The sequence below is a fragment of the Ralstonia sp. UBA689 genome, from assembly GCF_002298975.1.
In the GTDB taxonomy this organism is placed as follows: domain Bacteria; phylum Pseudomonadota; class Gammaproteobacteria; order Burkholderiales; family Burkholderiaceae; genus Ralstonia.
The window spans coordinates 83,037-103,346 of sequence record NZ_DBMV01000019.1 but is presented as its reverse complement, the minus strand read 5'-3'; the positions used below and the strand labels follow the sequence as shown (position 1 = coordinate 103,346).

17 protein-coding genes and 1 tRNA gene are annotated in these 20,310 nt (G+C 65.1%); 10 read left to right on the top strand and 8 right to left on the bottom strand.

All coding sequences use genetic code 11. The annotated features are described in order from the left end of the window. Positions 1-56: 56 nt before the first annotated feature. Positions 57-935 (bottom strand): c-type cytochrome, encoded by an 879-nt coding sequence (locus B4F51_RS08635; RefSeq protein ID WP_296224751.1) that lies wholly within the window; start codon positions 933-935, stop codon positions 57-59. Between the two features lie 364 nt (positions 936-1,299). Between B4F51_RS08635 and B4F51_RS08630 the strand changes: the two genes are divergently transcribed. The 4 genes from B4F51_RS08630 (at position 1,300) to kdpE (ending at position 4,084) form a co-directional block, all read left to right on the top strand. After that, a tRNA-Arg gene (locus tag B4F51_RS08630) sits at positions 1,300-1,375 on the top strand. A gap of 204 nt (positions 1,376-1,579) precedes the next feature. Next, positions 1,580-2,656: a histidinol-phosphate transaminase gene (gene hisC, locus B4F51_RS08625; RefSeq protein WP_296224750.1), complete on the top strand. Its 1,077-nt coding sequence runs from the start codon at positions 1,580-1,582 to the stop codon at positions 2,654-2,656. Between the two features lie 347 nt (positions 2,657-3,003). Continuing rightward, positions 3,004-3,315: a high-potential iron-sulfur protein gene (locus B4F51_RS08620; protein ID WP_296224749.1), complete on the top strand. Its 312-nt coding sequence runs from the start codon at positions 3,004-3,006 to the stop codon at positions 3,313-3,315. 64 nt (positions 3,316-3,379) lie between these two features. Continuing rightward, positions 3,380-4,084, top strand: a complete 705-nt coding sequence (kdpE, locus tag B4F51_RS08615; RefSeq protein WP_296224747.1) for a two-component system response regulator KdpE — start codon at positions 3,380-3,382, stop codon at positions 4,082-4,084. 13 nt (positions 4,085-4,097) lie between these two features. On the opposite strand, the gene B4F51_RS08610 is transcribed toward kdpE, so the two are convergent. Then, positions 4,098-5,096 carry a Bug family tripartite tricarboxylate transporter substrate binding protein gene (locus B4F51_RS08610; RefSeq protein ID WP_296224746.1) on the bottom strand — a complete coding sequence of 333 codons (999 nt, stop codon included), beginning with the start codon at positions 5,094-5,096 and terminating at the stop codon, positions 4,098-4,100. A gap of 128 nt (positions 5,097-5,224) precedes the next feature. After that, entirely contained in the window at positions 5,225-6,367 is a 1,143-nt protein-coding gene (locus B4F51_RS08605) for a porin (RefSeq protein ID WP_296224745.1), read from the bottom strand. Positions 6,368-6,872: 505 nt separating this feature from the next. Between B4F51_RS08605 and B4F51_RS08600 the strand changes: the two genes are divergently transcribed. Continuing rightward, the gene (locus tag B4F51_RS08600; protein WP_296224744.1) at positions 6,873-7,163 is read left to right on the top strand and encodes a hypothetical protein; all 291 of its coding nucleotides are present in this window, start codon (positions 6,873-6,875) and stop codon (positions 7,161-7,163) included. Positions 7,164-7,374: 211 nt separating this feature from the next. Here B4F51_RS08600 and B4F51_RS08595 read toward each other — a convergent pair whose 3' ends face one another. Further along, positions 7,375-8,685: a M20/M25/M40 family metallo-hydrolase gene (locus B4F51_RS08595; protein WP_296224743.1), complete on the bottom strand. Its 1,311-nt coding sequence runs from the start codon at positions 8,683-8,685 to the stop codon at positions 7,375-7,377. A gap of 185 nt (positions 8,686-8,870) precedes the next feature. Here B4F51_RS08595 and B4F51_RS08590 point away from each other — a divergent pair, with 185 nt between their 5' ends. Continuing rightward, entirely contained in the window at positions 8,871-9,665 is a 795-nt protein-coding gene (locus B4F51_RS08590) for a DUF1835 domain-containing protein (protein WP_296224741.1), read from the top strand. A 67-nt stretch (positions 9,666-9,732) separates the two neighbouring features. On the opposite strand, the gene kefC is transcribed toward B4F51_RS08590, so the two are convergent. Both kefC and B4F51_RS08580 read right to left on the bottom strand, forming a co-directional pair. After that, positions 9,733-11,676 (bottom strand): glutathione-regulated potassium-efflux system protein KefC, encoded by a 1,944-nt coding sequence (gene kefC, locus B4F51_RS08585; protein WP_296224740.1) that lies wholly within the window; start codon positions 11,674-11,676, stop codon positions 9,733-9,735. Positions 11,677-11,706: 30 nt separating this feature from the next. Continuing rightward, a complete protein-coding gene (locus B4F51_RS08580) occupies positions 11,707-12,255 on the bottom strand; it encodes an NAD(P)H-dependent oxidoreductase (protein WP_296224739.1) in 549 nt (182 codons plus the stop codon). 402 nt (positions 12,256-12,657) lie between these two features. Here B4F51_RS08580 and B4F51_RS08575 point away from each other — a divergent pair, with 402 nt between their 5' ends. From B4F51_RS08575 to B4F51_RS08560, 4 genes are all read left to right on the top strand, one after another. Beyond that, positions 12,658-13,353, top strand: coding sequence for a GNAT family N-acetyltransferase (locus B4F51_RS08575; protein ID WP_296224738.1), 696 nt, complete (start codon positions 12,658-12,660; stop codon positions 13,351-13,353). Positions 13,354-13,628: 275 nt separating this feature from the next. Further along, entirely contained in the window at positions 13,629-15,248 is a 1,620-nt protein-coding gene (locus B4F51_RS08570; RefSeq protein ID WP_414706718.1) for a methyl-accepting chemotaxis protein, read from the top strand. Between the two features lie 13 nt (positions 15,249-15,261). After that, positions 15,262-15,903 carry an adenylyl-sulfate kinase gene (cysC, locus tag B4F51_RS08565; RefSeq protein ID WP_296224736.1) on the top strand — a complete coding sequence of 214 codons (642 nt, stop codon included), beginning with the start codon at positions 15,262-15,264 and terminating at the stop codon, positions 15,901-15,903. Continuing rightward, positions 15,900-17,000 carry a sulfotransferase family protein gene (locus tag B4F51_RS08560; protein ID WP_296224735.1) on the top strand — a complete coding sequence of 367 codons (1,101 nt, stop codon included), beginning with the start codon at positions 15,900-15,902 and terminating at the stop codon, positions 16,998-17,000. Before cysC ends, B4F51_RS08560 begins: the two co-directional genes overlap by 4 nt. 16 nt (positions 17,001-17,016) lie before the next feature. Here B4F51_RS08560 and B4F51_RS08555 read toward each other — a convergent pair whose 3' ends face one another. Next, a complete protein-coding gene (locus B4F51_RS08555) occupies positions 17,017-18,522 on the bottom strand; it encodes a class I adenylate-forming enzyme family protein (protein WP_296224734.1) in 1,506 nt (501 codons plus the stop codon). 82 nt (positions 18,523-18,604) lie between these two features. Continuing rightward, a complete protein-coding gene (locus tag B4F51_RS08550) occupies positions 18,605-20,251 on the bottom strand; it encodes an acyl-CoA dehydrogenase family protein (RefSeq protein ID WP_296224733.1) in 1,647 nt (548 codons plus the stop codon). Positions 20,252-20,310: the final 59 nt, after the last annotated feature.

The following is a 20,310-nucleotide window of genomic DNA, read 5'->3' as shown; positions in this document are numbered from 1 at the left end:
TTAACTGAACGGCATTACCGCGCAAGGCGGGCTCTTCTGCAATTGGAAGTAACGACTTACTTGGCGGCGGCGGCCATGTAGTCGACGGCGGCTTTCACGTCGTCGTCGGAGCCGGCGTAAGTGCCCTTGGGCGGCATCGCAGCCTTGCCGTGCAAGGCATTGTCATACAGCTTGGCCTTGCCCTGGGCAAGGCGCGGTGCCCAGGCCGCCTTGTCGCCAAACTTCGGTGCACCGGCTATGCCGGCGGCGTGACACATCTGGCAGGTCGAGTCGTAGACCTTCTTGCCGACGTCACCCTTGGAGGCTTGCGGCGCAGCGGCAGCAGCCGGGGCAGCAGCGGCCGGGGCGGGGGCCGGGGCTGCGGCGGCAGCAGGCGCAGCCGCCTCAGTCGAAGGAGCGGCAGCCGGCGCGGCGGCGGCACCGGCCGGTGCAGGCGGCTCCTGCAGCTTGCCGCCGCCGGAGTTGGCCATGTAGACGATGGCGCGCTGGATCTCGTAGTCGCTCACGTCGTCCGGCGACGTGCCGCCACGCGCAGGCATACCGCCCTTGCCGGCCAGCGCGACCTTGGTCAGGCCGTCCAGCCCCGGCGCCAAGCGCGGCCCCCAGCTTGCCGCATCGCCAAACTTGGGCGCGCCGGCCACACCGGCTGCGTGACAAGTCGCGCAGACTTCCTTGTAGAGTTGCTCGCCGGTCTTGAAGACGTGCGGGGCGTTCGGGTCTTTCAGTTCGAGCTGCGCAACGGGCCTGATGCGGTCGTTCACCGCCTCTTCCGACATGCCCGAGCTGCCAGCGCCCTCCTTGACGCCAAGGCCGACGTAGTTGGCCAGCAGGATGATGATGAGGATGGGAACGGCAAACGCGGCGATCACCGCGATGATCAGCTGCTTCGGGGTCTTGATCAGAGGCTCGTGTTCGTCGTGTTGCGCGTCGCTCATGCTCAACTCTCAGGATGGTGGAACCGCTCTCGGAGCCTCAGGGCGCCACCGGCATGAATATGAGCATCGCCGACAGTGCATGGGGCCGCGTGGGGTCGCGATGAGGGCAGGAAGGCTTAGCGGCGTTGCCGCATCGGCCCGAACAGAACTGTCCCCGCATCTCTTCTGGCAAATATCGGGCGATTATATCCACAATGCCCGGCCGTTTGACACGCGGGAGAGCCCTAGGCAGCGCTTTTCGACCTGCGTCAAAAACCGCTGGAAACGGCGTTGCATCGCGAGCCGTCACCTGGGCGCGATGGACGCCCGGGCGCAAATACGCTATTCTGCGGGGCTTCTCTTTCGGCATGTTCTGTGCCGACGTGCGCCCGTAGCTCAATGGATAGAGTACTGCCCTCCGAAGGCAGGGGTTGCTGGTTCGATCCCAGCCGGGCGCGCCAAAAATCAAGCATTGGGGCATTTTTTGGGCGTTTTCCTGCCCGAACCTCCCGCCCGCGCCGCATTTTTGCTGCAATGTACGGCTCAGCCGCCAGATGCGGCGCAAGGCAGCACCAAACCCGTCTCCAGCCATTCCTCCCGCGCGCCGCGATCCCGCCGCCCGCAAGTCAGGCAATCTGGGACATTCACCAGTCAGGAGTCGAGCAGTGAGCCGTTACTGGAGCGAAATCGTTCAGCAACTTGTGCCCTATGTGCCGGGCGAGCAGCCGGCGCTGGCGCACCCGGTCAAGCTGAACACCAACGAGAACCCCTACCCGCCGTCACCGCACGTCGTTGAGGCGATCGCCCGCGAGCTGGGCGAAGGCGAAAAAAGGGGTGACACCCTGCGCCGCTATCCGGACCCGCTTTCGCGCCGGCTGCGCGAGGCGGTGGCCGCCCATCACGGCTTGCAGCCCGAGCAGGTCTTTGCCGGCAACGGATCGGACGAAGTGCTCGCACATGTGTTCCAAGCGCTGCTCAAGCATGACAAGCCGCTGCGCTTTCCCGACATCTCGTACAGCTTCTACCCCACCTACGCGCGGCTGTATGGCGTGCGCTGCGAGGTCGTTCCGCTTGCCGATGACTTTTCCATCCGGGCCGACGACTACCTGGGCGATGCCGGCGGCGTGCTGTTCCCGAACCCGAACGCCCCCACCGGCCACGCCCTGCCGCTGACGGAGATTGAACGGATCGTGGCGGCCAACCCGTCGTCCGTGGTCGTGATCGACGAGGCGTATGTGGATTTCGGCGCCGATTCGGCGGTCGCGCTCATTGACCGCTACCCGAACCTGCTTGTCGTCCACACGACGTCCAAGTCCCGCTCGCTCGCCGGCATGCGGGTCGGCTTCGCGTTCGGCCACGCGGCGCTCATCGAAGCGCTCAATCGCGTGAAGGACAGCTTCAACTCATACCCGCTGGACCGCCTCGCGCAGGTGGCCGCCCAGGCGGCTTACGAAGACGACGCGTACTTCCGCACAACCTGCGCGCGCGTAATCGCCAGCCGTGAACGGCTGACGGCGGCCCTGCGATCCTTGGGATTCGACGTTGTGCCGTCGGCGGCGAACTTCGTCTTCGCACGGCATCCGGCATACGACGCCGCCACGCTCGCGGCACGCCTGAAGGAGCAGGAAATCTTCGTGCGCCATTTCAAGCTGCCGCGCATCGACCAGCATCTGCGCATCACCGTCGGCACCGACGACGAATGCGACGCACTCATCGGAGCGCTGCGTGACCTGATGGCGTGATCACGTGCGGCAAATTGTCATCCTTGGCGCACACGCTGCCCTCGAGCGGACAAACAGGATCAGCTGGATGGCCGATGGCGAGTGAATTTGCCGCGCCATCCCTGAGCCACGCGCCGCGCTGCGGCCCGTTCCCGATCGGGCTGCGGGCCACGGAAGTGAGCGATTGCTGCGCCTGGGTATGGGGAACATTGACCACACGCAGATGCCACCGGCCGATTGCTGTGCCAGAATGCACGGGCGGGAAAATGGCGCGCCGACGCCGTCCGCTGTCCCCTAGGGCGAGCCGGTGCTTGGGCACCAGCGATGCATGGGACGCCAAACAACACACTCCCACAAAAGGAATCAGCATGTCCAACCGTCGTCAATTCCTGAAGAGCATCCCCATCGTGGCCGCCGCTGGCGCCGTCGGCATGTCGGGCCTGGCTCGCGCAGCCAACCCGATGGTGTCGGAGAAGGACCCGCAAGCTATCGCCCTGGGCTACGTGAGCGACACCGCCAAGGCCGACAAGGCCAAGTACCCCAAGCACACTCCGGATCAGCACTGCGGCAACTGCGCGCTGTATCAGGGCGGCACGGCGGCACAAGGCGGCTGCCCGCTGTTTGCCGGCAAGGATGTCGCCAACAAGGGCTGGTGCAGCGCCTGGGCAAAGAAGGCGTAAGCAGCATCCACGCCAATATGAACGGACCCTGCGGGGTCCGTTTTTTTATGGCCGGCGCTCTACAATGCGCGTCATGCCGTTCACATTTACGCCCACCGTCCTCGTCATCGACGACGAGCCGCATATCCGCCGCTTCGTCCGCGCCGCGCTGGAGGAGGAAGGCTGCGAAGTCCATGAAGCCGATCGTGTGGAGCGCGGCCTGATCGAGGCCGGCACGCGCCAGCCGGATGCGGTCATCCTCGACCTTGGACTGCCCGACGGCGACGGCATGCAACTGATTCGCGAGCTGCGTACCTGGACGGAGGTGCCTGTGCTGGTGCTCTCGGCCCGAGTGGACGAGCGTGACAAGATCGACGCGCTCGATGCCGGCGCCGACGACTACCTCACCAAACCCTTCGGCGTGGGGGAACTGATCGCCCGTCTGCGTGTGCTGCTGCGCCGCCATGCCAAGCGCGGCGAGGACGGCGGCAGCGTCGTCCGCTTCGGCGAGGTGGAAGTCGACCTCGCGCGTCGCCTGGTCACGCGCAGCGGCGAAGCGGTGCACCTCACGCCCATCGAGTACCGGCTGCTGGCCGTACTGCTCGGCCGGCGCGGCACGGTGATGACGCACCGCGAACTGCTGCGCGAGGTCTGGGGCCCCGCTCATTCGGACAGCAGCCACTATCTGCGCATCTACATGGGCCACCTGCGCCACAAGCTCGAGCGCGATCCGACGCGGCCGGAGCACCTGCTGACCGAGGTCGGCGTCGGCTACCGCTTTACCGCCTGACCCAGCCTGAGTCTCACTGCTCCTTGATGCCGGCGGCGCGCACGATGCGGCCGTTGCTGTCGTATTCCGCGCGAATGGTGGCGGCAAACTGCTCGGCCGTGCCGCCGGCCGGCACTACCGCGGCTTGCATGAGACGCTCGCGCAGGTCGGGGGCCGCCAGCGCCTTGTTGATCTCGGTGTTCAGCCGTGCAATGACCGGCGCGGGTGTCCTGGCCGGTGCAAACACGCCGAAGGTCGATGCCATGTTGGCCTTGGCGTAGCCCAGCTCGACGAAAGTCGGCACGTTCGGCAGGGAATCGAGCCGGTGCGGCGCACCCACCGCCAGCGGGCGCAGCTTGCCGCTAGTGATGTGCTGCATCAGCGTCGGGCCAACGTTGGTCGACATCACCTCCACCTGCCCGCCCAGCGCATCCGTCAATTGCTGGCCGCCGCCCTTGTAGGGAATGAGCGTGATGTCCACACGCGCCTGCGACTTGATCTGCTCCAGCGCCAGATGCCCCACGGTGCCGTTACCCGAGGTCGACCAGCGGATCGAACCCGGCTTGGTACGCGACTGGCTCAGCATGTCGGCAAAGCTCTTGCCCGTGAACGACGGCGTGCCCAGCAAAATCATCGGCGCGTACATGACATTGGCCACGGGCACGATGTCCTTGAGCGGGTCGTACGGCAGCCTGCCGAAATACGGGTTGAGCGTGAGCGGGCTCACCGACGAGAAGCCCAGCGTGTAGCCATCCGGCGCCGCCTTGGCCACCGCGTCCATGCCGATGCTGCCGCCCGCGCCCGCGCGGTTTTCCACCACCGCCGGCTGACCGAGCTGGGCAGACAGCCTCTCGCCCAGCGCGCGCGCCACGTTGTCGGAAATGCCACCGGTCGGGTACGCCACGATGATGCGGATCGGCTTGGCCGGATAATCCTGCGCCAGCGCGGGCATGGCCGCAAACAGCGGCACACCGGCACACAACAGCGCGGCAGAAACAATCAGACGACGACGGGCGGAACGTTCAGCAGGCATGGCACGCGAGAGAGAGGAATCGGAAAGTGCCATTGTAGGCAGATGCCCAGGCAGACTTGCTGGACGATGGGCAAAAGAAAAGGCGCCCGAAGGCGCCTTTTCCGTTCCCAATCGAGCGACTGCGTCGATTAGAAGATGTGGCGGATACCCACGCTAGCGCCAACTTGGTTGGTCTTGGCGCCTGCGCCGGTGCTCGTGCCGCCCGGGACTTCCGGAACTGCAGCGTCCTTCACCTTATCGTACGCAACGGTGCCATACACTTGGGTACGCTTGGACAGCGAGTACTCAGCCAGCAGCACGCCCGTGTAGCGCTTGCCGTCATTGCCCGAGTCCAGCGCAGCATTCTTGATGCTGTCGTAGTAGAACGCGCCCGTCAGAGCCAATGCCGGGGTGACTTGATACGTCACACCACCCAGACCGATACGGTCGCGGCGCTTCGTTGCGCCAGGCACCGTGCCAGGGCCGGAAGCAATGTTATACAGGTTCAGGCCGAACGTGCTGTGGTCGCCCGCGCAACCCGTGGCACCGTTACCCACATTCACGCACCCAGTGTTATCGCTGCTGTCGATATAGCCCAGGAACAGCTTGGCCGGACCAACGGTGTAGTTACCACCGACACCCCAGACTTTCTGCTTGTTGCCAGCGGCGGTGGAGTCTTGCTGTTGCTGGTAGAACGCGCCGATCAAGGCCGGGCCGAATTCATACGACACGGCACCACCCATGTAGCGGTTGTCTGCTGCGCTGCCGGCCTTCTCGCCGAAACCATAGCCCGCGCCAACGTACAGGCCGTTCCACTTGCCTTCGTACTTGAGCATGTTCGACTCACGCAGACCGGTCACGCCGTAGTACACCCAGGAGTTTTCCAGGTAGTTACCCACGCCCAGCGGATCGAAGTTGCCGCCCATCGTGAAGCCGAAGTTGTATTGACGGCCCAGCGTGACGGTGCCCATGCTGCTGTTGGACAGGCCCACGAACGATTGACGATTGAACAGTGCACCGCCGTTGCCACGGCCGGTATCCGGATCAAAGCCGCTTTCCAGCACAAACAGCGCCTTGTTGCCGCCACCCAGGTCTTCCGAGCCCTTCAGGCCCCAACGGCTGTTGGACACCGCGCCGTTGTCCAATTGCAGCAGGCTGTGGCCCGCGGCATCGTTGTTGGTCGTGTAGTGAATGCTAGCGTCGACAATACCGTACAGCGTCACGCTCGATTGGGCGTAAGCAGCACCTGCGAACAGGGTGCCAACTGCAACCAGAATGGCAGACTTTTTCATGTGGGCTCGTAAATAAAAGAGTTGTCTCAAACCGCCCGCCCCCGTGTGCATGAGGTTGGGCTCCTCCGATTTCATTTGTTTCCTTGTCGGAAACGCCGCGCAAATTTAACAAAAGCCCTTAAGCCCGGCAAAGCAATTCACAGAATCGCCCCACGAAGTGTGGTAAGCGCGCATCGCTCTTAATGCGGCGCACCAAAACGGCCTCTGGCAAGGCTTATCAGCTCGTCGCGCCCTGCTGTGGTGCACCAAGACTGGCCGCCCCGTTTCAAACATTCCGCTGATTAGGCAAAAAGGCTGAATCAATGCCCAGACAATCAAGCGGGTTGGCGCGTCTTTCGTCCTCTTTTCACGCTGACTTGCATCATTTCGGCGCCGACAACAAACCGTTCGTCGCACCACCGTGGATAGGGCCTGCCCCCTGACCTAACCTTCAGGCCGTGGCAGGACGTACACAAGACCACGCCTGAAAAACAGCATCGAAAATCAGTTGAAGAAGGAGTTCGCCATGCGACTCAAGCAAATTGGTATGGCCGCGCTGTTGGCGGCCGGTGCCCTGGCGGCAGGTAGCGCTTGGGCGCAGGCCAGCCGTGTTGAAGTGTTTGGCCAAGCTGCCCGGGCGGATCGTTTTGACGTGTATAGCGACGGCGCCCGCAGTGGGCGTTTCGATCCCTATTCAGAAGGCATGCGCAGCGGGCGCGGGCGCTTCGACCCGTACACCGAAGGCACGCGCAGCGATCCGGCCGGCCGCTCGCGCGATGGTGGCGGCACGGTCTACGGCTATCCGGTACCGAATTGATGCCTTGATCGGCAAACTGTCGCTGTTCCGATTAAGGGCCGCTCTCCAAGCATCCTCCACTTCCCGCCTTTGGCCCACTCAAGCCCCGCTGGTGATGCGCCAGCGGGGCTTCTTCATTGCGGCGCGCCCAATAGAAAACGGGGCGGCGCCAATTGGCAACCGCCCCGTGTCCGTAGAGCAACCCGTTACCGCCCCATCCGGACCTATCGCTTTACTTGGTCACGCCCACTCGGTCGCGCGACACGTCCATGACCATGCGCGTCAGCAGATACAGGCGCGGCACGATGGAGTTCAGGTCGACGTACTCGGCGTCGTTCGAATGCGCGCCGAAGCTCGCCAGGCCAAAGCGCTCGATGACCGGCGCTTTCGTCTTGGAGGCGGCAAACGCAGCATCGGTGCCGCCGCCTTCGGCCTTATCGTCGATCTCCAGCGTCTTGCCGAGTTCGCCGTAGATCTTCTGGGCGTGCTCGGCCAGCACGCGCGCGGCCGGCGTGGCTTCCAGCGGCGGGCGGCGGCGCTCGAACCTGGCCGTGACCTGCGCATCCGGGATCAGCTTGTTCTTGATGCGCTCGTTGACGGCTTCTTCCAGCTTGTCGGCGTCGGCCCCGCGCAGCAGGCGCACGTCGGCCTGGGCGCTGGCCACGGCGGGAATCACGTTGCGGTTGGTGCCAGCCTGGGCAACCGTCCAGTTGACCTTCAGGCCTGTCGGCGGGTTGGAGAGGTCGCGCATCTGCAGCACCTGGTGCGACAGTTCATACAGCGCGTTGCGGCCCTGCTCCGGCGCACCACCGGCGTGCGAGGCCTTGCCCTTCACATCGAGCAGGATCGCGCCGATGCCGCTGGTGGCCAGCGACAGCTTGTCGGCGTTCACGCGGGTGCCTTCGCACGAGAACACGGCATCCTGCTCGGCGCCCAGCTTGGCCTGCATGGCGCGCGCGCCGGGTGAGCTGATCTCTTCATCGCCGTTGATCAGCACCGTGAGCGTGCCATATTGCTTGAAGCCCACCGACTGCAGGATCGAGATCGTGTGCAGAATGACCGCCACGCCGTTCTTGTCATCGGCGATGCCCAGGCCGTAGGCGCGGTCGCCGTCGATGCGGAACGGCTGCTGCGTGAGCATGCCCTTCAGGTACACCGTATCCATGTGCGCGATCAGCATGATGTTGCGCTTGCCCTCGCCCTTGAAGCGCGCCAGCACCATCTTGCCGATCTTCTCTGGCGTGTCGGCCATGCGGTAGGCGTGGTCGCTCGGGTCGATCAGCTTGACGTCACCGCCCAGCCCGCGCAGGCGATCGGCAATCACGCCAGCGATCTTGTCCAGGCCCTCGATGTCCTTGCTGCCCGATTCGATCGACACCAGCGTCTTCATGGTGTCGATCAGCGCGGGCTTTTCCTGCTGGGCGCGCTTGTAAACCTCGGCGGGCGGCACAGCGGCGGCTTGGCCTGCTGCCAGCGAGCCGGCAGCCACCAGCAACGACAACATGGCCGGACGCATTCGCTGCGCAACCGATTGAGCTTTCATGGATATCCCTCACCTGCTTCTTAGTTATGGTCTGCAACAAAAGTGCCATCTTCGCACGTCCGCCTGACGGTTGCCCGTGGTGCCATCCCACCTTCGGATAGAGGCCATGACGCCGCTCAATGGAATATCGGCAGAGCTGCGCAAAACGAAAGCGCACCGCTGACACTGTCGCTACAATTGCCGCCATGCAATACATCCATGTCGTCAACGGCGATGTTGCCGGCGCCACGCTCAAGCAGGCGCTCGCACAGGCTGGCCGCCCCGATTCCGTAGTGGTTCTGCGCGACGATCTCGCCGTCGGGCCGCTGGCCGACGTCGACAGCGTGGCGATGGCGCGCTCGGGCTTCTGGCAGCGGGTGGCCCCCAACAGCAACATCGACTTTGCTGCGGAGATGCGCGATGCGTTGGCCTCCCTGGCCGACCTGCGCGAAGACGCCACCGAAGTGGCGCTCTGGCACGGCCAGAGCGCGTCGGATCAGCTCATGCTGCGCCGGGTGGCATTTCACCTGCACCAGTCGCCGCAGCGGATCAACGAGATCGGCATGGACGCGCGCGAACTGGAGACGCCCAACGGCCAAGGGCCGCTGACGGCCATCGGCATGTATTCGGGCGCGCGGCTGGCGCGGCGGTTTTCGACCATCGCGCCGGTGTCGGTGCTGCGCATCGGGCGCCTGGCCTACGAGTGGCAGCAGACCGTGCGCGAGAACGCCGACGTGCGGCTGTGGAAGGGCAACACGCTGGTGCCCGTGTCGTATGGCACGGTCGACGAGGTGATTCTCGAACATGTACCGACCGACTGGGCCAGCGCGCGCGAGGTGGTCGGCAGCATCATGGGCGCCATCGAAGGCCTGCTCGCCAGCGACTGGTTCGTGTTCTGGCGCTGCCGCGAACTGGTCGGCAGCGGCCAGTTGCTGCTGCGTGGCGAGGCCGATTCGCTCTCCACCTGCGAGCTGCGCCGCAATGTGAGCGTGGCGGTTTAGCGCTGCGCACGCCCCCTAAGAAAAGGAGCGCCCGTGAGCGCTCCTTTTTTATGTTCGTCAACCGGCGTCAGCCCTCGCGGCCGATGCCGGCACGCGCCGGGCAGTCAATCGGCATGCCGGCCGCATCGGCGCCAGCCGCCTCGTTGGCGACGTCGGTGTCGGCCGGGGCTTCGGCTTCGCCGCCGTGCGCATCGCCTTCGCCCCAGGGCAGGCCCGATTCGCGCAGGCGCTTGCGCTGCGCGCGGTCGCGCTGGAACATCTCGGCCAGCTCGTCGCGACCCTGTTGCGCGAGCGAAACCAACTGCTTCTGGTCGCGGTAGACCGGGTAGACCTGGTCCATCGAATTGAGCGTGTGGCGACGGAACGTCTGCGCGATGCGGTGGGCCTCATAAGGCTCCTTGCCCAAGCCCTCCAGCACGCGGCGGCCGAGCATGAGCGAGCCCTCGAACATCTCGCGCTCGATCACCTCCACACCGCGGTCGCGCAACTGGTACACGTGCGACACGTTGCGCGCCCTCACATACAGCGTCAGGTGCGGGAAGCGCTCGCGCACGCGGTCGACCACCTCCAGGCTCGTCTCCATGTCGTCGATGGCGACGACCATCATGCGGGCCTTGTCGGCGCCGGCGGTTTCGAGCAGGTCCATGCGCGTGGCGTCACCATAGAAAACCTTGAAGCCGAAGCGGCGCAGCATGTCGATCTGGTCTGGGTCGTGGTCGAGCACGGTGGCGCTGTAGCCCTGGCTGTAGAGCAGGCGGCCGACGATCTGCCCAAAGCGCCCGAAGCCGGCGATGATGACCTGGTTGTCCTGCGGCTCGATGGCGTCGGGCGCGCGCTTCTTGCCATCCATCAGGCGCGGCACCAGGATCCTGTCGTGGAAAAGCAGCAGCAGCGGCGTGGCGGCCATCGACAGGGCCACCACCAGATTCAGTGTGGCGGCTGTCTCGGCGCCAAGCACCTCGCCCGCCACGCTGGGGCCGAACACCACAAAAGCGAATTCACCGCCCTGCGAGAGCAGCAAGGCAAACAGCCACGTCTGCCCGCGCGCGATGCCGAAGCGCGTTGCCAGCACACGCAGCGCGCCGATCTTCACCACCAGAAACACCACCACCAGCAGAACGACCGCCAGCGGCTGTCGCATCAGCACGCCAAAGTCGATCGACATGCCGACGGCCAGGAAAAACAGCCCGAGCAGCAGCCCCTTGAACGGCTCGATGTCGGTTTCCAGCGCGTGGCGATATTCGGAATCGGCAAGCAGCACGCCGGCAATGAAGGCGCCCAGCGCCATCGACAGGCCAACGCTGTGCATCAGCAACGCAATACCCACCACCAGCAGCAGCGAGAACGAGGTAAACATCTCGCGCATGTTGGTACGGGCAATCGCACGCAGCACCGGGCGCAGCAGCGTGCGCCCGCCAAAGATGACCGCCGCCACCACGCCCACCGCCTTGGCCGCCGCCAGCCAGTGATGGCCGCCCGAGGCGTCGCTGGGCTCAGGCGCCAGAAGCGGCAGCAGCGCAATCATCGGGATGGCCGCGATGTCCTGGAACAGCAGGATGCCGAAGCTGGCCGAGCCCGCCGGCGTGCGCATCAGGTTGCGCTCGGTGAGCGTGGCCAACGCAATCGCCGTGGATGACAGCGCCAGCCCCAGCCCGGCCACCACCGCCGCGCGCCACGGGTGGCCGACCGCCATCACCGCCAGGCCGACGGCCAGCGCACATACCGCAAGCTGCAACCCGCCATAACCGAAGATGCTGCGCCGGAGCGACCACAGCCGCGCCGGCTCCAGTTCCAGCCCAATCACGAACATCATCAGCACGACGCCGAACTCCGAGAAATCCAGGATCGACTGCACGCTGGTGATCAGCCGCAGGCCCCACGGGCCGACGATCACGCCAGCCAGCAGATAGCCAAGCACGGAGCCCAGGCCCAGCCGGCGCGCCAGCGGCACCGCTGCCACGGCCGCAGCCAGGTAGATGACGAAATTGACAAGCAGGTCGTGCGATTGCATGGGCGAGGAAGGAGCGGAGAATCGCGAACGTCAGGCCGGCACTGGTGCCAGCCAAGGCTGCAACGCAGCGCGCACCTGGGCGATATGGGCGTCGATCACCTCGGGTGACGCATCGTCTGCATCGTGCAACACGTGCGGCGGCTGCCACTGCATGCCGCACAGCGCAGCGGTCTGCTGCAGCGGCAGCAGGAACATATCGAAGGTGTGCCCGTGGATGCCGGCTTCGCTGTAAGCATGGGCGCGGCCGCCGGTGGTGGCCAGCACCATCAGGTGCTTGCCGCGCAGCGCGGTCCCGCCGGGCCCGTACGCCCAGCCCATTTCAAGCACCACATCCAGCCATTCCTTGAGCAGCGACGGCGTGGCGTACCACTGCACCGGAAACTGCAAAACAATCAGCTCTGCCGCCTCCATCGCCTCCTGCTCGGCACGCACGTCGATATCGAAATCGGGGTAATGCCAATACAGGTCGTGCATGGCCACGCCGGGCAGGCTGGCCAACGTACGCGCAAGCGGCTTGTTGGCGCGTGAACGGCGCGGCGCAAGATGCGCGTAGATCACAAGAATGCGCGAGGGCGTCATGGAAAATCAGGAGGCGGGGCGTCTTGAACGCGCATCTTCGCACGGCTATCGTGGAGCGGCGTCACGAAGAGGCCGCGGGATTTTCGAGTGAACAAATCGGCACACCCGCTTTGCAAAGCGCCCCATCTCTCGCTTTTTGCGCAACGCAGCATCACACGTTGTTGACGTACCACAACCCTGGAAGCCGCACTCGACTGCGATAAATCAATGGTTTGTCGGGAAATCCTGGCAGAAGACTGACACCAGCCTTACGGGAAATCCCTGATTGCACTACAATAATATGGTGCATTGCACAACACACGATTGCATCCGATTGCGTGTGCCGGAGAGGCCACCCGCCTCTTCGATTCATCACCTCGCCGCCCCCACGAAAGGGGCGCCCACAGAATAGGAAACGTTGCCGTGAACCCGCTCGAACTGAGCAAGGCCATCGGCGTCGTCACTCAGGACGACATCGACAAGACGGAAGCGGCGCAAGGCGCGCCGCGCTCCACCGTGCTGGTGCGCGAGCTTGCTGTGCACCATCGGTCGCGCCTGCTCAAACACCTGCTCGCTCTGGGCCAGGAAGACCGCCTGCTGCGTTTCGGCCAGGTGGTGGGCGATCACGTCATCGAAGCGTACGTCGACAGCATCGACTTTGACCACGACAAGGTCTTCGGCGTGTATGACGAGCGCCTGACGCTGATCGGCGTTGGTCACCTCGCCTACCTGCGCGACAACCCGCAGGGCCGCGTGGCGGAGTTCGGCGTGTCGGTGTCGGAATCGGCGCGCGGCAAGGGCGTGGGCAGTGCGCTGTTCCAGCGTGCCGCCATCCACGGCCGCAACACCAAGGTGCGCACGCTGTACATGCACTGCCTGTCGCGCAACGCGGCCATGATGCACATCGCCAAGAAGGCCGGCATGCGCGTGCAATATGCATATGGTGAAGCCGATGCCTACCTGGAGCTGCCACCCGCCGATACGGTGAGCCTGCTGACGGAAGCCATCGACGAACAGGTGGCCGACCTCGACTACCTGCTCAAGCGCAACCTGCGCGATGTGCGTCGCTTCGGCCAGCGCTTCTGGCGCTCGCTGGTGCCGCTCAAACGCACGGTCTGATTGCGCAGCACCCCAGATAAAAAACGCCCGGCTTTGACCGGGCGTTTTTGTTTGCGCAAAACGCTTATGTTTCGCGCAATTCAATACAAGTCATTTCACAAGATTCATATCTGCTGAAAATAAAATATTTATCCAGCGCGCCATTTTGTGATCTCCATTCGACGCGCGGATATTGATATTCGGGAATTCGATTTAGACCACTCAAGCTCCCGCCGGACCGTTCGTTACAGCAATCGTTATGGACCGCGACGGGGATGATCATGCGTTTTTCGCGAATGAAAGTGGCCGCCCAACTGACGTTGGGATTCGGCCTGACGATGGGCCTGCTTGTGCTTCTCACGATATTCAGCTTGCACCGCTTGTCCGATTTTCGACGGCTGTTAGAGGGAACCACGGAAATCAACGCCGTGGAAGCCAAGCTGGCGGCCAAAATGCACAACAGCGTGACCGAACGCGCCCTGGCCTTTCGCAATATCGTGCTGCTGGAGCAGCGCGATGAAATACAGATCGAACTGAACCGCATCGAGAATCAGGAACGCCTATACGCAGAGACTGAAAGCCGGCTCGGCCGCATGTTCGAGACGCTGCCGGATACCACGGCGGACGAAAAAACGCTCTTCACGCAAATCAAGCACCAAGCCGAACTGGCCGCCCCATTTATCGCACGCACCAAGGCGCTGATCGCGGCCGGACACAAGGATGATGCCTACAGGTTGCTGCGCTTCGAGTTCCGCCCGGTGCAACGCGACTGGTGGGATCTGCTGGCCAAGCTGCAGGCTTTTGAAGACAGGCTCAACGATGAGAACACCGTCAAAGCCAAGGCCAGCTATATCGAAAGCCGCAACTGGCTGCTGGTGCTCAGTGGCCTGGCGCTGCTGGCCAGCCTGGTGGCCAGCGCGCTCATCACCCGCGGGCTGATCCGCAAGCTCGGTGGCGAGCCCAGCACCGTGGCCGAGATTGCCGGGCAAATTGCCGGTGGCAACCTGGCTGTCGCCATCCATACGCGCAACGACAACCAGGCGAGCCTGATGCACGCCATGAAGCGCATGCGCGACAGCCTGGCCGCGATTGCCGAGCAGGTGCACACCAGCACCGACACGCTGGCCACCGCGTCCGAGCAGATCGCCAGCGGCAACTTCGATCTGTCCACGCGCACGCAGGAACAGGCTTCCGCGCTGGAAGAGTGCGCCGCCTCGATGGAAGAACTCAACGCCACCGTCAAGCAGAACGCCGAACACGCGCGGCACGCCAACCAGCTCGCCACCACGGCGGCCGATGTGGCCACGCAGGGCGGCGCGGTGGTGGCACGGGTGGTCGACACCATGGGCGCGATCAGCGCATCGGCACGCAAGGTGAGCGAGATCATCAGCGTGATCGACAGCATTGCCTTCCAGACCAACATCCTTGCGCTCAACGCGGCAGTGGAAGCCGCGCGCGCCGGCGAACAGGGCGCCGGCTTTGCCGTGGTGGCCAGCGAGGTGCGTGGGCTGGCGCAGCGCTCGGCGTCGGCGGCCAAGGAGATCAAGCAGTTGATCGGCGACTCGGTCAGCCAGGTGAATTCGGGCAACCTGCTGGTCGAGCAGGCCGGCGCCACCATGCACGACGTCGTGACCAGCATCCAGCGCGTGACGGCCATCATGACGGAGATCATGGGCGCCACCGATGAGCAGGCCGGCGGTATCGACCAGATCCACCGCGCCATCACGCAGATGGACGAAGTCACGCAGCAGAACGCCGCGCTGGTCGAAGAGGCCGCAGCCGCAGCCGAGTCGATGCGCGAGCAGACCGGCCGGCTCGTGCGCGTGGTGAGCGTGTTCAAGGTGGCCGACCAGCCGCAGATCGCCGCGTCGGAACCGCGCATCGGCTATCGCCGGCCCGCCCAGCTGCCGGCCTGACACGGAGGCCGCCATGAAACCCGCCGCCGCAGTTTCCAGCGCCGCCCGCAATGTCTACTGGCATGCCGGCACCTTGGCCGACGACGCACGCGCCCACCAGTTCGGCCACGCACCGCTCACGTTGTGGCTGACCGGCCTGAGCGGCGCGGGCAAATCCACCCTCGCCTACGCGCTGGAGAAGCGTCTGTACGAAGCGCGCCAGCCCTGCGCCGTGCTCGATGGCGACAATCTGCGCCACCACCTGAACCACGACCTCGGCTTTACCGAGGCCGACCGCACCGAGAACCTGCGCCGCGCCGCCGAGGTGGCGCGCCTGATGAACGACGTAGGGCTGATCGTGATCACCGCGTTCATCTCGCCACTGCGCGCAGACCGGGCGATGGCGCGCGCGATCATCGGCGCAGACCGTTTTATGGAAGTCCACGTCTGCACCGCGCTCAGCGTGTGCGAGGCGCGTGACCCGAAAGGGCTGTATGCCCGTGCACGCGGCGGGTTGATTCCGCAGTTCACCGGCGTTTCTTCGCCGTACGAGATGCCGATGGCGCCATCGCTGCAGATCGACACCGGCGCCCTGCCGCTGGCGGCCGGCACCGCCGCGCTGCATGCCCACCTGAGCCAATGGCTGAACGCTAGCCAACCGGAGCCCACACGATGACCGCCCGCCCACTCCCCGTCCTGATGATCCCGCTGCGCCGCTGCGGCAGCCACGCGCTGCGCCTGCGCCTGAACTTCAACCCGGCGTTCTACGCGCCCTATCCGCTGCACATTGTCGACTTCATGCCGCTGGTGCCGCTGTACGGCAATCTGCAGGACGACCGCGCCTATTTCCGCCTCGTCACCGACGTGATCGGTCTACAGGCGGCCAGCATGGTCAAGTGGCCGGGCGTGGTGTTCGACCCGGTGGAGATTTTCGAAGCCCTGCGCGACGAGCCGCACAGCGTGCACCGCGTGGTGTGGGAACTGCTGCTGCGCGCCGGCACGCAACACGGTGCGCGCGTGGTGATGGACAAATCGCTCGACAGCGTGCATTACGCCGATGAGCTGATGGCGCTGCTCCCAGACATGCGTTTCCTGAACGTGGTGCGCGACCCGCGTGCGCAAGTGGCATCGATGAACCGCGCCATCATCCACGACTTCGACACGCTGCTGAACACGCAAACCTGGGTGGCCGCGCACCGCGCTGCCAACGCGCTCATCGCCAAGCACCCCGAGCGCACGCTCACCCTCCGCTATGAAGATTTCCTGACCGACCAGGAAACCACGCTGCGCCGCGTATGCGCCTTTCTCGGGATCGACTTCCTGCCGCAGATGCTCGATGTCTCGCGCTCGCCCGAGGCGCGGCAGATTTCGCAGCTCTCCGCGCTGTGGACGTCCAACTGCTTTGCGCCCATCGCCGCCAACATCGACAAGTTCCGTCAGCAGCTTTCGATGGAGGAAATTGTGCTCATCGAAACGCTGACGAAAGACGAGATGGCGCGCTACGGTTACGAGCGGATGACTGACGCCAGCGCACTGCCCGATACCATCGCGCTGGAGGCGGCGCGCGCACGCTCGGATGCGGCGCGTCAGGAAGCCTGGCGGGCACTCGAGCAGAGCAACTTTCGCGATTACGTCCTGCGCAAGCACCGCGCCAACTATCTGGCGGACCTGCGCGCGCAGTTGACGGCCCGTGCCGCCCAGGCACCCGGCCACCCGAGTGGCATCCCCTACAAGCTGGACGCGCTGAAAGCGGCGTTCGACACGATGGACTGAGCGGCCAGCCGCTGCGCTAGGCCACGTCCGACCGCAGCACGTGCTTCATCAGCTTGCCGGTAGGTGTGCGCGGCAGCGCGTCGCGCATCACGAAGTCGCGCGGCACCTTGTAGCGCGCCAAGCGCTCAGCGACGAAGACCTTGATGGCTTCCGGGTCCGGTTGCGTGCCGGGCTTGGCCACCAGCACGGCCACCACGGTCTCTCCCCATTGATCGTGCGGGCGTCCGATCACGGCGGCGTCCTGGATGTCGGGGTGCGCTGCCAGCACGTCCTCCACCTCCTTGGAATAGACGTTCTCGCCACCGGTAACGATCATGTCCTTGGTGCGATCGACCACGAACAGAAAGCCGTCGGCGTCGCGTCGGGCCAGATCGCCGCTGCGGTACCAACCATCGCGCAGGACTTCGCGCGTGGCCGCGTCGTTGTCCAGATAGCCCTGCATGGTGGAATCGGCCTTGAGCCAGATCTCGCCGATCTCGCCGGGGCCGGCATCGGCACCGTCCGCGCAGACCACACGCATATCCACGCCGGGCGTGGCCACGCGACCGATCGATCCGGCCTTGGCGATCTGCTCTTCCGGATACAGCACGGTGCCGGAGGGGCCGGTTTCGGTCATGCCGAAAACTTGGTAGAAGCGGTCGCTGCGGTAGAGCGCGGCGAGCTGCCGTGCGGTACCGGCGCCGATGGGGCCGCCGCCGTAGATCCACGCACGGACCGAGCTCAGGTCGAACGCCGCCACGTCGATCTTCATCTGCAGCGGCAGCAGATACGACACCGGCGCACCGAAGTACAGCGTAGCGCGTTCGTCCTGCGCGGCCTGCAGGAAATGCAGCGGGTGGTATTCGCGCAGCAGAATGACCGTGCCGCCCACATACAGCGTGCCGAGCATCCAGTTGTTGAGCGGCGACGAATGCCACAGAGGCATCGCCATCAGGGTGCGCTCGTCACGGTGCATGGACAGCGCCAGTGCCGAGGTCATGGCGGCAACGCACACACTGCGGTGGCTCAGCAGGCAACCCTTGGGGCGGCCGGTGGTGCCGGAGGTGTAGAGAATCTCGGCCAGTGCGTCGTCGGCCGGAGGCGGTGCGTCATGCGGCGCGGCCGATGCCAGCAGCGCATCAAACGAGGCAAACCCGTCCGGTGCAGTCTCCGTGCTCAGCAATGCGACAGGCGTTTGGAGGCGCGAGACAACCGGCGCCAATGCGCCATCGAACAGACACAGCTTTACACCGGCATGCGCGAGGATGTAGTCCACCTCCGGTGCCTGCATCTTGTGGTTGATAGGCACCACGACTGCGCCCAGGCGCCAAGCACCCAGCATCGCCGCCACGAAACCCGGCGTATTGAAACACATGGCCGCGACCCGGTCGCCCGCCTGCACGCCGTGCAAGGCGAACACCGTGGCGGCGCGACGCGACTGCGCGTCCATATCGGCATAGGTGATTGACTGGCCGGCGTAGCGGAGGAACGGTTTGTCCGGATTTTTGCGAACGTTGCTGTCCAGCAGCGCAACGATGTTCATGGCGGGGCGTCTCCAGCAAATCAACCAGTCTTGTTGTCACGCGCGGCGGCGGGGGGGCACTGGGGCCGCCGCGCGGTGTGGCTCACATCGGCCAGGCGCGTTCCAGGATGGCAGCATGGTCGATGCCGTCCGGCAGCAGGCCGAACACGCGGCCCCATTGGCCGTCGAAGCGGCTGGCGATGAAGGCGTCGGCCATCGCTGCGGGCGCGTGCTCGCGCAGCAGGCGCGCCTGCACCAGCAAGACCAGTTGCTGCGCGTGGCGGCGTGCCAGCCATTCCGACGCGTCACCCTGCGTGCGCAGCCCTGCCGTCAGCGCGGCAGCCGGCTCGCGCAGGCGCGCGTCGCTCTGGCAGAACGGCGCCAGGTCGTCCAGCAATGCCTGCATGGCCTGGGGCTCGCGGCTGATGGCGCGCATCATGTCGAGCGCCATAACGTTGCCCGAGCCCTCCCAGATCGAGATGACCGGCGCCTCACGGTACAGACGGCCCATCGGGCCTTCGTCCATGTAGCCGTTGCCGCCGAACACCTCCATCGCCTCGCCGGACAGCTCGATGCTGCGCTTGGCCAGCCAGAACTTGGCGGCCGGCGTGACGATGCGCTTGTAGGCGCGCTGCAGCGGGTCTTCATCGGCGCGTGCGAACGCCTCGGTCAGGCACATCATCATTTGGGTCGCAGCTTCAGACTCCAGCGCCATATCAGCCAGCACGTTGCGCATCAGCGGCTGTTCAATCAGGCGCTTGCCGAAGGCGTGGCGCTTGCTGGTGTGGTGCATCGCCTGCACCAGGCACTGGCGGATCAGCCCCGTGCTGCCCATCACGCAGTTCAGCCGGGTGAAGGTCGCCATTTCGATGATGGTCGGAATACCGCGCCCTTCTTCGCCGATCATGCGGCCCCACGCGCCCTGGAACTCGACTTCGCTGCTGGAGTTGGAGCGGTTGCCGACCTTGTCTTTCAGGCGCTGGATGTACACCGCATTCTTCGTGCCGTCGGGCCGGTAGCGCGGCACGAAGAAGCACGCCGGACCGCTCTCAGTGCGCGCCACCACCAGGTGCGCGTCGCACATCGGCGCGGAAAAGAACCACTTGTGGCCGGTGATCTCGTATTCGCCGCCGCGACCTTCGCCGCGCACAGGTTCGGCGCGCGTGGTGTTGGCGCGTACGTCGGAGCCGCCCTGCTTCTCGGTCATGCCCATGCCGACCAGGATGGAATCCTTCTGCTCCAGCGGAATATCGCGCGCATCGTAGGTGCGCGAGTACAGCTTGGGCGCAAGTGCAGCAAACAATTCGGGTTCGCGCTGCAACACCGGAATGCAGGCGAAGGTCATGGAGTTCGGGCACTGCGATCCGGCCTCGATCTGGCCGTGCATGGAGAACCCCGCCGCATACGCCGCCCAGGCGCCGGGGCGCGGATCGGAAAACGGCTGCGTCACCAGGTTCTGCTCACGCGCCATCCGCATCACGCCGTGCCAGCTCGGGTGAAACTCGACGCGATCGATGCGGCGGCCCTGACGGTCGAAGGTGTGCAGCTCGGGCTTGAAGTGGTTGGCCTCTTCGGCCATGCGGATGGTCTCTGCGCTGCCCAGGCGCGCGCCATAGCTGGCCAGCTCGGCCTCGTGCGCCGCGCCGCCTCCCCGCCGCACCGCCTCCTGCAGCGCGTGGTCGGTGGTGTAGAGGTTATAGTCTTGCAACTCCGTCACCACGTTTGTGACGTCGTGCGTGCTCCAGTTCATGGACAGGTCTCCTTGATTAAGGCGACGGCTCTGCACGTGGTGCGACGTTCGTGTGCGGC

Bases quoted from the DNA above. Each gene is read 5' to 3' on its own strand.
- B4F51_RS08550 (WP_296224733.1), bottom strand. From the start codon at position 20,251: ATGAACTGGAGCACGCACGACGTCACAAACGTGGTGACGGAGTTGCAA.
- B4F51_RS08600 (WP_296224744.1), top strand. From the start codon at position 6,873: ATGCGACTCAAGCAAATTGGTATGGCCGCGCTGTTGGCGGCCGGTGCC.
- kefC (WP_296224740.1), bottom strand. From the start codon at position 11,676: ATGCAATCGCACGACCTGCTTGTCAATTTCGTCATCTACCTGGCTGCG.
- B4F51_RS08580 (WP_296224739.1), bottom strand. From the start codon at position 12,255: ATGACGCCCTCGCGCATTCTTGTGATCTACGCGCATCTTGCGCCGCGC.
- B4F51_RS08620 (WP_296224749.1), top strand. From the start codon at position 3,004: ATGTCCAACCGTCGTCAATTCCTGAAGAGCATCCCCATCGTGGCCGCC.
- B4F51_RS08605 (WP_296224745.1), bottom strand. From the start codon at position 6,367: ATGAAAAAGTCTGCCATTCTGGTTGCAGTTGGCACCCTGTTCGCAGGT.
- B4F51_RS08610 (WP_296224746.1), bottom strand. From the start codon at position 5,096: ATGCCTGCTGAACGTTCCGCCCGTCGTCGTCTGATTGTTTCTGCCGCG.
- B4F51_RS08590 (WP_296224741.1), top strand. From the start codon at position 8,871: ATGCAATACATCCATGTCGTCAACGGCGATGTTGCCGGCGCCACGCTC.
- B4F51_RS08570 (WP_414706718.1), top strand. From the start codon at position 13,629: ATGAAAGTGGCCGCCCAACTGACGTTGGGATTCGGCCTGACGATGGGC.
- B4F51_RS08555 (WP_296224734.1), bottom strand. From the start codon at position 18,522: ATGAACATCGTTGCGCTGCTGGACAGCAACGTTCGCAAAAATCCGGAC.
- B4F51_RS08595 (WP_296224743.1), bottom strand. From the start codon at position 8,685: ATGAAAGCTCAATCGGTTGCGCAGCGAATGCGTCCGGCCATGTTGTCG.
- B4F51_RS08635 (WP_296224751.1), bottom strand. From the start codon at position 935: ATGAGCGACGCGCAACACGACGAACACGAGCCTCTGATCAAGACCCCG.
- cysC (WP_296224736.1), top strand. From the start codon at position 15,262: ATGAAACCCGCCGCCGCAGTTTCCAGCGCCGCCCGCAATGTCTACTGG.
- kdpE (WP_296224747.1), top strand. From the start codon at position 3,380: ATGCGCGTCATGCCGTTCACATTTACGCCCACCGTCCTCGTCATCGAC.
- B4F51_RS08560 (WP_296224735.1), top strand. From the start codon at position 15,900: ATGACCGCCCGCCCACTCCCCGTCCTGATGATCCCGCTGCGCCGCTGC.